Source organism: Vibrio superstes, assembly GCF_003569005.1.
GTDB classification, from domain to species: Bacteria; Pseudomonadota; Gammaproteobacteria; order Enterobacterales; family Vibrionaceae; genus Vibrio; species Vibrio superstes.
Map to the genome: position 1 here is coordinate 1,043,767 of NZ_BCUR01000004.1, position 12,652 is coordinate 1,056,418.

Genomic DNA, 12,652 nt, shown 5'->3' on the forward strand with positions numbered 1-12,652 from the left:
CTTCTTTTAAGATTGTGCTACTTCGAAACGACACAATTATCAGAGCATGATTATGATCCAAGCAAAAACACCCACATTGGGTACAGGCCGTTTACTTTTAATGTCGAGCGCAGTCTCTGCCACTGCGGCCAACCTGTATTATAACCAACCAATATTGCCACAAATGGGCGCTGAGCTTGGCTTAACACAAGATCAGTTGGGCTCTATTCCAGCAGCGACCCAAATAGGCTATGCAGCAGCACTGCTATTCTTGTCTCCACTCGGAGATACCATGCCGCGTAAGCGCCTTATCGCTATCTTATCTGTAGTGCTTGTTATGTCTTCATTATTGGCATTTTCAGCAAGCAGTTTACTCGCGCTGATAGCAGCGTGTTTTGCTATTGGATTAAGTGCGAACATTACGCAGCAACTCATTCCTTTTGCTGCATCGCTCAGTACACCAGAGTTAAAAGGCAAGGTGATTGGCACACTGATGACGGGCCTCACTATCGGTATATTATTGTCACGAACCTTAAGTGGCTATGTGGGTGAGCAATTTGGCTGGCGCGCGGTTTTCATTATGTCCGCCGCTATCGCGATGATTTTCGGCGTTTTGCTTTACACGTTACTCCCAACCAATAAGCCAACAAGTACTATGCCGTATCCTAAATTAGTGGCGAGTATGGCTACATTATTTAAGAAACACAGTGTCTTGCGTCAGTCAGCACTGACCGGTTCGTTGTGGTTTGCTTCGTTTAATGCGCTTTGGGCTACATTGGCTTTGCATGTTCATGAAGCGCCGTTTAATTACAATGCGCAACAAGCTGGATTGTTTGGGGTTATAGCCTTGGCTGGCGTGATTGGTGCTAAGGTTTCAGGTTCGCTAGTTAGCAGGGTTGGTTCTCGCAACATGGTCAATATTGCGTTGGTGTTTATTGCGTCTGGTTTCGCAGTATCGGGAATGTTTGGAGACAGCTTAATTGGCCTAATCATTGGCATTATCCTTGTTGACCTTGGTGTGTTTAGTGCGCAAGTGTCAAATCAGGTACGTGTGTTCTCAATCGATCCTGCCGCGCAGAGTCGAATCAACGGCATCTATATGTTGGGCTATTACTTAGGTGGCGCATTTGGTTCATTTGCTGGCGTTATGGTGTTTGAGCAGTATGGTTGGCAAGGCGTTGCTGTGTTTAGCAGCGCAATGGTAGTAGGCAGTCTGATGGCGAACAACTTAGTGTCATCGAAGCTTAAACGCTCGCAACAAGTGGAACAATCTTAGGGTAGAAAGTAACAATGGGAGCAGCATGCTCCCATTTTAAGGTTGATGCTACTTGTCAAACATTCCTGAGGTTGCGACAGGGCGCAGGAATCTATGCGATGAATCATCGGGCACATTGGTTGAGTAAAACGCAATTACTAGGTCTTTGCCTGGAAAGACATACAGGCCTTGAGACTGAAGACTCGCCTTCCACATATCACCGTCGCTCCATATTGCATCCCATTGTCTGCTGTTGCCTAGACTGCTGTCATCATTGAGGCGGCTCACAAATTGTGGGCCATCAAAACCGGATATGTAATACCAATCGTACTAAATAACTGGTCATCCTAGCTTGTTAAAATACTTGATGACTGCGTTAGAATTTTTGATTGTAGAATAACTACTTATCGAAAAATTCTGTCTTGTCCTCGATAATTTTTCCTACGCTATTTCTGATCACTTACTTAGTGTGATTGGTATAAAAGTCTTATCGCGAACTTCACCACGAATACTCTAAATCATATTTATATTCTTTACATTGCCATTAATAAGAGCATCGAAGTGCCTTCATGGGCGGTGTTCAAATAATGCTCCGAAATTAGAGCTCCGATTGTCTGTTTGCTGTTTTGGATAAAGGAATAGTGGGATAGCTTGGCGTTTTAACGTCTTTCTGACACTCCAATCTGTAGGGAAAGTATGTTGCGCCGAGACTGAAATTGATAGCATAAAAACATGACCGACACTGCTTCCACCAAGGACAAAAACCGCCCATCACACCGAAAAATTATAGGGTGTGTTTTACTTCTAGTCGTGCTTGGTTGGGGAGCGTTCCACTACAGCGTTTCCTCAATGGTAGAACAACGCTTTTCTGGCCCCTTGTTTGAATTGCCTACTGTGGTCTACGCGCGACCAATGACCCTCAATCTTGACTTAGCGGTGAAACAGCAGGAAGTGGTCGATGAACTCAAGACCCTTAATTATCAATTAGTCGATAAGCCAGCACACAGTGGTGAGTACAGTGTGGCAGGCAATAACATTACTCTGGTACGCCGCCCCTTTGAATTTGCTGATGGCTTTCGTGATGTGCAGAGGGTCAAGCTGACGTTTAGTCGCTCACGCATTCAATCCATGGCTGATGTTGATAGTGGTATGGGGCTGGGCTTGTTCCAACTTGAACCTAAAATGATGGGTTTGATGGGGGAGGATGGCAATCAACATCGACTCTATCAGTCTTGGAAATCGATGCCGGAAGGTGTGGTAAAAGCGCTACTATTGACAGAAGATAGAGCGTTTTTCGAGCATGATGGTGTCTCAGTTACCGCTATTGCTAGGGCGTTCTTTACCAACGTCAAGGCGGGGCGAACTGTTCAGGGTGGCAGTACTTTAACCCAGCAATTGACCAAGAATCTGTTTCTTAGTAGTGAGCGCAGTTGGAGTCGAAAAATCCGCGAAGCCTATATGGCGCTACTCATCGACTCTCGCTATACCAAAGATGACATTCTAGATGGCTATGTGAACCAGGTTTATCTGGGCCAACAAGGTAAGGATGCGATCCATGGCTTTGAATTAGGTGCTCAGTTCTATTTCAATCGACCTCTACAAGAGCTACGAATAGACCAGCAAGCCTTGCTGGTGGCATTGATAAAAGGCCCGTCTTATTACAACCCTTGGCGCTTCCCTGAGCGAGCCAAGGCACGTAGAAATACGGTACTAAAATTACTGTCTGACGATGGTCATTTAGAACCTAAAGAATATGAAACGGCCATTGCTCGAGAGCTTGATATACAAGTGCGAGGCCATGTGAGTTTGAGTCGTCCAGCCTATTTTGACCTTGTTTCTGATGAGCTAGAAGTAGCACTGCCAGGACGCAGCATTAAAGGCGCACGCATATTCACCACCCTGGACCCTCTCTCCCAACAAAAAGCAGAAAGTAGCCTTTTATCAACGCTGCCATTGTTAGATGCCAAAGCGGGTGTGGAACTAGAGGCTGCGTTTATCAGCATCGATTACAGTAATGGTGCCATTCGCGCGATAGTCGGAAATCGAAACCCTAATTTTGCTGGATTCAACTATGCGCGCCATGGTAAACGACAAGTGGGGTCAATAATCAAACCGGCAGTGACCATGGCTGCACTTCGTTCCCCTGAAAAATACAATCTAGCCAGTGCCTTAGACGATAAACCTCTGACTGTTAAGCAGCCCAATGGAGACAATTGGAAGCCTCGCAATTACAGCAGAGAGTTTTGGGGAGAAGCCTCCCTGTATGCTTCACTTGCACACTCTCTTAATGTTCCCATGGTGAACTTAGGCATGGAGTTAGGATTAGAGAATGTGGCTGATTTTATTGAGCAATTGAGTGGACAACACAATGAGATAAACCCCCTTCCATCAATGGTGCTTGGGGCCTTTGAAATGACGCCTCTCGAGGTAAGCGGGCTATATCAACCCATTGCAAATCACGGTGCGAGGCAGCAAGCGTATTTGATCAGTGAGGTGGTTGATGCAAAGAGTAAGATCTTATATCAGCATAAGCTTAATCCAGAGCAGGTTGCGCCTGAACAAGCCGCAGATTTAACCATAGCGGCAATGCAGGGAGCGGTGAGCGAGGGCACGGCTAAATCACTGGGCTCTGTAGGTGTTAAGTACAAGCTAGCAGGAAAAACAGGCACCACTAATAACAACCGAGATAGCTGGTATGTGGGCGTTGATGGACGTGAGCTGGTGACGGTTTGGCTTGGGCGGGGGGACAACGGCAACACTAAGCTAACCGGTGCAACGGGTGCGTTATCTGTATATAGACATTACGTCACGCAACGTGGAGCGATAGAAATTAGTCCTCATTATGCCGATGATGTTGAGATGGTCAACTTTAGCCGTCGTGGTCAGGGAAAACTCGCAGCAAGTTGTGGTCGTGGCTCAGTCACCCTGCCAGTTTGGGGCGCAAGTCAATTTACTTCATCGGGGTGTGTTGGAGATGAAATAACGAATTTTTTCAAGAGCTTGTTTAATTAAGCCCAAAAAGGATACCAAAGATTTGCAAGTAAAAATCGAGTCAGGCATTGATTGCCCCATAGATGATGTGAGTTCAGTGACTCTAAAGGGTGTTTTAGCATAACCCTTCTCTTTAAATACCCGCATAAGCAATATGCTTAATCGTCACGACAAATAGCCTGAATTGTTAAAAGTTGAGGGGCAAGAGACTATGCCCCTTGATTTTATTGGGGTATTTGCAATGCAAAAGTCGTTCTCTCTTATAGATAAGCCAACCTTCTTTGGCGCTCTATTTTTACTCTTGAGTGTGGTGTTCCCGCTCATACTATTTCCAGTTCAAGGTGCCAACTGGATCTCGGTTGCTAAGTCGTTTATGACCGACAAGCTCGGGGTGTTATACCTTGCCCTTGGCATCGCTGCTATGTGTTTTATGATTTACACCATCTTCAGTGATCTTGGGCAGATCAAGCTAGGTGATGCCGATGAACAGCCAGAATTTAGCAATGCCTCATGGGCCGCTATGCTGTTCTGCGGCGGTATTGGCGCCAGTATTTTATATTGGGGCTGCATTGAGTGGGCCTACTATTACCAAACTCCTCCTTTTCAACTTCAAGCAGGAAGCGAAGAAGCGATACGCTGGGCCGCAACCTATGGTCTTTTCCACTGGGGACCTATCGCATGGTCTATCTACCTTATTCCAGCCCTGCCGATTGCTTACTTTTACTACGTTCGTAAGCAACCCGTATTAAAGATTTCTAGCGCTCTGATGCCTGTATTGGGTGAGAAACGTGCCAATGGTGGTATCGGGAAACTCATCGACGTGTTGTTTATCTTTGGCATGTTGGGTGGCGCAGCCACAACCCTAGGCTTGGCAGCACCGCTAATCAATGGTGGTCTGCATCATATCTTTGGTATTCCTAACAATACCCTAAGCCAGGTGGCTGTTTTACTTCTGTGTACCGCTATTTTTGGCTACTCAGCTTATGCGGGTTTAGAGAAAGGAATTAAGTTTCTAAGCAATATAAATTTCTGGGGTGCGATGGGGCTATTGCTGTTTGTGTTAGTGGCAGGGCCTACCGTGTTCATCTTAGAAACTGGCTTGGACTCTATTGGTCGAATGCTGTCGAACTTCTTCATGATGGCGTCTTGGGCTGAACCCTTTGGTGGCTATGGCGAGTTTAGGGACACTCATTTCCCGCAAGATTGGACCATCTTCTACTGGGCATGGTGGCTAGTGTTTGCACCTTGTATGGGGCTGTTTATTGCGCGTATCTCTCGCGGCAGAACCATCAAACAAATGGTGGTAGGGTCAATCTTCTACGGCTCTTTAGGTTGCTTCTTGTTCTTTATCGTACTGGGTAACTACGGTCTCTCTTTACAGCTTACTGGTGAGCTAGATGTGGTCAGTATCCTCAATCAATCTGGCGCTCCTGCCGCTATCTTTGCGACCTTGGATACCTTACCTATGGGGACTATGGTTATCGGGGTTTTTACGCTGCTGTGCGTCATCTTTACCGCTACCTCTTTTGACTCTATCTCATACATCTTGGCGTCGGTGGTACAAAATGATGTGACTGAAGAGCCAATGCGTTGGAACCGTCTGTTTTGGGCCTTTACCTTATCATTTCTACCGACCGTATTGATGTTTATGGGGGGCTTATCGACGCTGCAAACCGCTGCCATTGTCGGTGGTCTGCCACTGTTGGTTATCTCTATGATGTTAATGGTGTCCTTTGTGCGTGCGGCGACACTTGATATTAAACATCAGCCGGAATATGAAGAGCCAACGATTAACATCGAAGACCTTCCTGAGATGGATCCATGGTCAGCTGAGGGTATGGCGCTAGCTCAGTTTGAGCGCTTTAAAGATTTGGCGCAACAAGCCGCTGAAGAAGAGCGTGAGGCGATGGCAAGCCTAATGAGTATGCGAAAGGAAATTCGAGCCTATGCCCTTGAGCATCACAATGACGCACATTGCGCAAATCATCACCTGCCTGAAGAGATGCAATCTGAGCTACAGAAATTAACGGACGAACTGATGATGGCAAAAGAGAAGAAACAAGCCATGTCAGAACAGGCACAAGAATTAAGAATGACGTTCAACGCCATTATCTTAGAAGGTTTATCTGCAAATATGGCAACTTCCTAGGCACATAGCAGATATTATTAAGCCGAGTCGCAAGACTCGGCTTCTTTTTTGAATTGATGTTATCGATTGTAGCCTAGGGTCTGTTTCGTCAGGTTTGCATCGATGGATTGATCGCCCTTCATTCGCTCCCACAATGTGCTTAAATGCTCAAAACCTCTTTGACTTGGAAAGCGCTGCGGCGCGTCGGCTAATATCCAATTACCAGCCTCATCACGCTCGGCATAGACAAACTCAAATGAAAGATTGTTGCCCATGCCAAGTCGCAAGTCCGAGACAATGAGTGAATCGTTCTCTTCGCGGTAATTTAAGTAGTTATGCGAGAAGGCTTTCAGCCCTTCTAATGTTGCTGGCTTTTCTTCTAGAGGCCATGCACCTAATGGGCGAGCCAAAAAGTCGATATTAGTGTCTTTATCGAGTATTGATGCAAGGCCTTCCCAATAGTAATCGTCGTCCATCACCACCACGCGCCAAAGTACTGTATTAAACGGGGTTGGGGTGATCATGACCTGTTTGTTTGGCAGGTTTTGCGCGGCTAGGTTATGTTCGACTCGATTGGCTATGTATTGCTGAGCGGCAAAGCCCCAGCCTAGGTATAGGGTCGACAGAAGCAACACGCTTTGACACCATCTAGCCCCCATTGTTTTGGAGAACAGAGCGACAATAATCGCCATTAATAATGGGAGCGTATAGAGCGGGTCGATGATGAAGATATTGCGCAGTTCGAAATAGCCCTCAAACGGCCAAATAAGCTGCGTGCCATAGGTGGTCATGGCGTCAAGAAGTGTATGGGTTACGAGCACGCTTACGGTCAGTACAGATACTCGCTTGAAACTCCAGAACGCATCGGGACGAAATCGGCAGTAAAGCCAAGATAACAGCAGTGCAAACGGAGGCAATAGCAATAAAGAGTGTGTGAAGCCGCGATGCTTAATGGTGTTGCTGACTGCATCTCCATAATCGAGTACAACATCAAGGTCGGGGAGTGTGCCAAGTACGGCACCAGCTAACAGCACCTTGGCATTGCATTGCTTTCCTGCAACAGCACCGGCAATGGTTGCCCCTAGCGCTGCTTGTGTTACTGAGTCCATTGATTTCCTTTTATCGAAAACGTTCTTTAAATGAAGAGGGTATAAGATCAACGTAATAATGGTTCTGCCACTATACCTTAATTGCCAGCGCCGCGAATCACACCGAGCATAGCCTCACTGGCTTTTGATACATAGTGCTCTTTACTCCAGATAGCGGCAAGCTCCCAGCGAATGTTCTGTTTAATGGGTACAAAGCAATAGTCATCACTATTGAGTCTTCTACAGATGGGTTCGGGCATGAAGCTCACACCCGTTCCACTCTTTACCATAGCTGCCAAAAAGTCCCACTGACTGCTTCTAACTCCGATTTTAGGTGTGAACCCGTGCTCAAGACACATCTGGTTGATTACCTCTGAGATAATAAACTCAGGGTTATACAGATAAAATGGCAGATCCTTAAGTTCGACAATATCGAGTTGTTGTTTATTTTCCCACTGCTGTGTTTTTGGTAATACAGCAAAGATGGGATAGCTGCCAATCGCCCAAGTGTTAAATCTTGGGTCGGGTTCGGTAAGCATGGTAATGGAAATATCAATTTTTCCATCAAGTACAGCACGCTCCAGTTTACGACTGCCGCTCTCTACGATTGAAACCTCTATGTCTGGATACTGAAGAGAGAACTCCTGAATGAGGTGGGTATAAAGATGACCCACCATTGGGGGGATCCCTAGGGTAATCTTGCCACTTTTGAGCTGTTTTAGATCGTTGAGCCGCACTTCTAACTCTTGTTGTTGAAACAGTATCGACTGTGCGTATTGAAAGACGATCTCGCCAGCATCGGTTAATCCTAGATCCCTGCCATTGCGATAAACGAGGGCTTGCCCATAAGCGCTTTCCAAAGATTTAAGCGCCTTGCTAATCGTAGGCTGAGTGACAAAAAGCTGTTCAGAGGCTTTGGTAAAGCTTTTGCTTTGGATCAGGGTGACAAAGTACTGAAGCTCTTTCATGGTCATATTTACATTCCTTTTTGGAATACTTTGTGATTATTTTATTCATTGGAGTTTGGTTATTCAATGTTTGATAATTTAATCACCATTTCGTCAGCCGTATTTTCAATGAACAGCTTAAAACTAAAACACATAGGCATGACCATCATACAAATCGTAGCGCTCTGTCTAATTTGGCTATTCTCCGACTGGCTTGTGTCCACTTTACATATTCCTTTGCCTTCGAACGTGCTTGGTATGTTCTTATTATTGGCTTTATTGTTTAGCAAAGTGGTCAAAGTGAAATGGCTTAAAGCGGGTTCTAACTGGTTGATAGCCGAAATGCTGTTGTTCTTTATTCCTGCGGTTATCGCCATTGTGAACTATCAAAGTTTGTTTGAGCAGCAAGGGCTAAAGATTGCTCTGGTTATAGGCGCTAGTACCATCTTCGTTTTATCGGTAACGGCGCTGGTGGTGGATGTGGTTTATCGCTATGAGCTTAAAAAACTTCGGAGTACTCGATAATGCACACGTATCTAGCTATTTTCTGTTTTGTTTTTACTGTTATGGGTTATTACTTTACCAAGTCACTGCATGGTCGATTCAACAAGACTTGGTTGATACCTCTGGTTTCGGTGCCGGTGTTGATTGTTGCAGCGCTGCTACTGCTGGGAATTAGCTATGACGACTATATTCAAGAATCCCATTGGTTGGTTTGGATGTTAGGGCCAGCGACTGTCGCATTTGCTATCCCTGTGTATGAAAACAGACGATTGATCAAAAACCATTGGCTGTCGATCTCTCTTGGGGTAGTCGTTGCGGTGATTGCTGCTCTAGTGAGTACGATATTACTGAGCAAAGGTATGCATCTTTCTGAGTTGCTACAGAAAAGCTTAGCGGTTCGCTCGATTACCACACCTTTTGCAGTAGTGGCTTCCAAAGCCATTGGTGGTCAGCCCGATCTCACCGCAATATTTGTCGTTATGACGGGTATCGTCGGTATTGTCGTTGGTGAAACTATGCTGAGCCTATTTAGAATCCGCTCTTGTCACGGCAAAGGGGCCGGTCTTGGGGCGTGTGCTCATGGCTCGGGCACAGCAATCGCCTATGGCATTCACTCCAAGGCGGGGACTATTGCAAGCCTAATCATGCTGTTTTCAGGGGTAGCGACGGTTCTGCTGTCACCTGTTATCGCTCTGCTTGTGTAGTTTATACCAATCGTAGTAAATAACGGGTCATCCTGGCTTGCTAAAACACTCGATAACGGCGTTTTTCCTACGCTATCTCTGACCACTTTCTTACTGTGATTGGTATTATATCGCTGTATCCCATACGAAAGGCAATGTCGCTAATACTCTCACTTGATTGCGCTAAAAGCTGCGCGGCTTTGCTTAAGACCGCTTGTTTCTTTATTTCTTTGAGGGTACTTATTAGGGCTGATTTCAATAGGTTGATGCTTATTAAACAGAGAACGAATAGAGCTCAATACACTAACGCGACTGAGCTCTTTGCTTCAATGGGTTAGAAGCTGTAACGCATACCCAGCATTACTTCGTCTTGGTCGTTGTCACCGATACCTCCTTGGCCTTCGTCAAGCAGGTTGATCTTGTAGCTGCCGAAGAAGGCTACGTCACCCATATAGCGCGCGTATTCGATACCAACGAAGTTGATATCCAGATCTCGAGTATCTTCTGCATGGAAGTAGCTGTAAGTTAGGTTCACGTTGTTTTGGCCAAACGCGTAACCTAAGTAGGCATCGGCTGCATTGTAGTTTGAGCCCTTAACATATTGATTGTTTTCAACAGCAGTAGATATAGTACCGCCTTGGTATAACGCTGCTAGCCAAAGACCGTTTTCATGGGTGTATTTTGCTGCTGCCATAAACGCGTCAGTGGTATCAGTGTCATTGCCGTTACCGTACGTCTCGTCACTAGCGGCATAACCCACACCAATGTCTAGACCGAAAGGCAGAGCGTATGCCACAACAGCGCCGTAGCCGTTACTTTGTGCAGATTCACTGTCTGAATTAAAATTGCCGTCAACTTGTACTGTCAGGCCTGAATTAGTAGTCCACTCATAGCGCAGTACGTTTTTAGCTCTGTCTGCGGTAGCGACTGTGTATTCGTTGATGTAGCCACTGTAGGTTTCTGCGGCATCGGTCCAGTCCGTCAGATATGTCACAGCGTTGTTTTGGTGACCATAGTAGAAGTTACCAATATTTGTTTCTACGCCTGCGTATAAGAAACGAGTGTTAACGGCAACGTCATCCTTTGCACCATCTTCGTTCTCGGTCAATTCAAACTCATACTTACCAAAGAAGGCAATTTCTTCAGATAAATTTTGAGTGCCATCAACGCTTAAACGAACGCGAGAGGCGTCAGAGTAGGTATGATCGTTACTGTCTGTCTTGTTTGCATCTGAGAAGTTGCCACGCACTTCCGCGCGCCCGCCAAAGTTTAGAATAGTATCTTCGTTTTGATAAACGGTTGCTGCTGAAGCTAAAGTGGAGGCGAAGATACTAGATACTGCAATAGTCGATAGTTTTAATTTCATGGTAAAACCAAATTTCCTTTTAGTAAAAAAGACCCACCCAATATTCGTGGGAGTAATTCATTATTATTCTTTAATTAATTGTGCTTTTAATATTTAACGATAATAAAAGTACGAAGTGGATTTTTTAATAATATGCAGGAGTTGTACAATCGTGTTTGATGGATCAAGTCCTCATAAGGGCAACTTGAGAAGGCACTGAGGCGACGGGATTAGCATTGTGGTTATTGCCTGTGGCTATCCAATTGAATAGCATAATAAAAGCAGGTGGAGCCTTTCTAAGTCTTGAGAGTGTTTGATTCTAAAGTCGTAGTGAACTGTTATAGTGTTTACGATGATCAATGCTCAAATCAAAGCTGTGGCGTTCTATTTTCTTATTATAAATGAAGGTGGTTAGTAATCATTAATGATACTTATATGTGCAGCGATATTTAAAAAAATATGGTTATATTGGTTTAGTCTTATTAAATCTAGGAATTAAAATCCAGATTACAGCCAATAATATAACGGCATAAGTCATAGCTAACCCAATTGAGAATAAGACTAGAACACATAAGATTGTCGAAAATATCGCAAGAGCTTTTTCTTTGCCGTTGAGTAGCTTGACGGCACTTAGCATCGCAAACAGATAGATCACCACGAAGATCCCATTGGCTAAGGTCAGAAACACTTCGATATCTATATTTGAAAGTTCTCCAAATACACACGATAACGCTAAAGTAATGCCAACAATGACCGTGGCTACAGATGGCACTCCCTTGATTGATATTCGTGCTATCGAGCTTGAGGGTTTGTACTCTCTTGCCAGTGACCAAATCATTCGCGCTAAGCTTTGTGTGTACAGGTTGATGGTGGCAAAGCATGCCAAGAATCCGGTTAAGCTGATTAACCACGTAAGCCCAGAGCCAAACAAGAGATTGGAAAGATAAGGCACTGAGGTGGTATTTAACTCTTGTGTTCCAAAGGCGTGATGCTTTAGCACAACCAAAGAAAAGAGGTAGTAAACAGTGCCCGCGATAAGGCAACCCACCAAGATAGCGATAGGGTAATCCCGCTCAGGTCGCTTAAACTCTTCGCCCATATGCGCAAAGGCTTCAATGCCAACAAAGCACCAGAACATCACCGCTACAGCACTGCCAATGGCAGGAAGGTTATTGGTAGGAGAAGATGCGGGAATACTGTCAGAAACTGAAATGTCACCAAACCACACAAAAAGCCCAACTAGTACCAATATTCCAATTGCAATGCCGGTTTGGAACTGACTGGATATTTTACTACCTGAAAAGTTTACAACCATTAAAAGAGCAACCACAAGCAACTGGGCAATCAATGGTTGCCCTAGAAAGTGGGGTAAAAACTGTTGAGCAAACCCACCGGCGATAGCAATGGCTGCCGGAACACCTACAGGGATAACACTGATAAATAAAAGAGCGATGGCTTTTTCAAGGCGAGATCCAAAGGCCTGCTTTACAAAGTAAGAGGCTCCTCCTGCATTGGGATAACGTTTACCGAGAGCGGCAAAGGTGAAGGCAATTGGGCACACCGCAAAGATAAGCAACCACCATGCCCACAGCATATCTTGTCCGGCAATGCTGGCTGCGATAGCGGGCACCATGAAAAGCCCTGTACCAAGCAGGGTGGTGGACATCTGGCCTATGCCACCAATCAATGTAATCTCTCGTTTTAACCCTGACATAGCCTTCCTAGATATGCG

General features: G+C 45.3%; 10 protein-coding genes. 5 read left to right on the top strand and 5 right to left on the bottom strand.

What is annotated here, in order from left to right; all coding sequences use genetic code 11:
- Positions 1-52 precede the first annotated feature (52 nt).
- A complete protein-coding gene (locus D5I41_RS12770; protein ID WP_119010105.1) occupies positions 53-1,255 on the top strand; it encodes an MFS transporter in 1,203 nt (400 codons plus the stop codon).
- A gap of 48 nt (positions 1,256-1,303) precedes the next feature.
- Here D5I41_RS12770 and D5I41_RS21225 read toward each other — a convergent pair whose 3' ends face one another.
- Positions 1,304-1,522, bottom strand: coding sequence for a hypothetical protein (locus tag D5I41_RS21225; protein WP_147094862.1), 219 nt, complete (start codon positions 1,520-1,522; stop codon positions 1,304-1,306).
- A gap of 444 nt (positions 1,523-1,966) precedes the next feature.
- Here D5I41_RS21225 and mrcB point away from each other — a divergent pair, with 444 nt between their 5' ends.
- Complete coding sequence (mrcB, locus tag D5I41_RS12775) at positions 1,967-4,246, top strand: penicillin-binding protein 1B (protein ID WP_235868913.1); 2,280 nt, start codon at positions 1,967-1,969, stop codon at positions 4,244-4,246.
- A gap of 220 nt (positions 4,247-4,466) precedes the next feature.
- Positions 4,467-6,374 (top strand): BCCT family transporter, encoded by a 1,908-nt coding sequence (locus D5I41_RS12780; RefSeq protein ID WP_119011508.1) that lies wholly within the window; start codon positions 4,467-4,469, stop codon positions 6,372-6,374.
- A 59-nt stretch (positions 6,375-6,433) separates the two neighbouring features.
- Here the strand turns inward: D5I41_RS12780 and D5I41_RS12785 are convergent, their stop codons facing one another.
- Positions 6,434-7,462: a metal-dependent hydrolase gene (locus D5I41_RS12785; RefSeq protein ID WP_119010107.1), complete on the bottom strand. Its 1,029-nt coding sequence runs from the start codon at positions 7,460-7,462 to the stop codon at positions 6,434-6,436.
- Positions 7,463-7,539: 77 nt separating this feature from the next.
- Positions 7,540-8,415 carry a LysR family transcriptional regulator gene (locus D5I41_RS12790; RefSeq protein ID WP_119010108.1) on the bottom strand — a complete coding sequence of 292 codons (876 nt, stop codon included), beginning with the start codon at positions 8,413-8,415 and terminating at the stop codon, positions 7,540-7,542.
- Between the two features lie 60 nt (positions 8,416-8,475).
- On the opposite strand from D5I41_RS12790, the gene D5I41_RS12795 reads away from it, so the two are divergent.
- The gene (locus D5I41_RS12795) at positions 8,476-8,913 is read left to right on the top strand and encodes a CidA/LrgA family protein (RefSeq protein ID WP_119010109.1); all 438 of its coding nucleotides are present in this window, start codon (positions 8,476-8,478) and stop codon (positions 8,911-8,913) included.
- On the top strand, positions 8,910-9,596 hold the full coding sequence (locus D5I41_RS12800; RefSeq protein ID WP_208639151.1) for an LrgB family protein: 687 nt from the start codon (positions 8,910-8,912) through the stop codon (positions 9,594-9,596). Before D5I41_RS12795 ends, D5I41_RS12800 begins: the two co-directional genes overlap by 4 nt.
- Before the next feature lie 313 nt (positions 9,597-9,909).
- Here D5I41_RS12800 and D5I41_RS12805 read toward each other — a convergent pair whose 3' ends face one another.
- Positions 9,910-10,941, bottom strand: a complete 1,032-nt coding sequence (locus tag D5I41_RS12805; RefSeq protein ID WP_119010111.1) for a porin — start codon at positions 10,939-10,941, stop codon at positions 9,910-9,912.
- A gap of 442 nt (positions 10,942-11,383) precedes the next feature.
- On the bottom strand, positions 11,384-12,634 hold the full coding sequence (yjeH, locus tag D5I41_RS12810; protein WP_119010112.1) for an L-methionine/branched-chain amino acid transporter: 1,251 nt from the start codon (positions 12,632-12,634) through the stop codon (positions 11,384-11,386).
- Positions 12,635-12,652 lie beyond the last annotated feature (18 nt).

Coding starts and splice junctions, on each gene's coding strand:
- D5I41_RS12780 (WP_119011508.1), top strand. CDS start 4,467: ATGCAAAAGTCGTTCTCTCTTATAGATAAGCCAACCTTCTTTGGCGCT.
- D5I41_RS12785 (WP_119010107.1), bottom strand. CDS start 7,462: ATGGACTCAGTAACACAAGCAGCGCTAGGGGCAACCATTGCCGGTGCT.
- D5I41_RS12795 (WP_119010109.1), top strand. CDS start 8,476: ATGTTTGATAATTTAATCACCATTTCGTCAGCCGTATTTTCAATGAAC.
- D5I41_RS12805 (WP_119010111.1), bottom strand. CDS start 10,941: ATGAAATTAAAACTATCGACTATTGCAGTATCTAGTATCTTCGCCTCC.
- yjeH (WP_119010112.1), bottom strand. CDS start 12,634: ATGTCAGGGTTAAAACGAGAGATTACATTGATTGGTGGCATAGGCCAG.
- D5I41_RS12770 (WP_119010105.1), top strand. CDS start 53: ATGATCCAAGCAAAAACACCCACATTGGGTACAGGCCGTTTACTTTTA.
- mrcB (WP_235868913.1), top strand. CDS start 1,967: ATGACCGACACTGCTTCCACCAAGGACAAAAACCGCCCATCACACCGA.
- D5I41_RS12790 (WP_119010108.1), bottom strand. CDS start 8,415: ATGACCATGAAAGAGCTTCAGTACTTTGTCACCCTGATCCAAAGCAAA.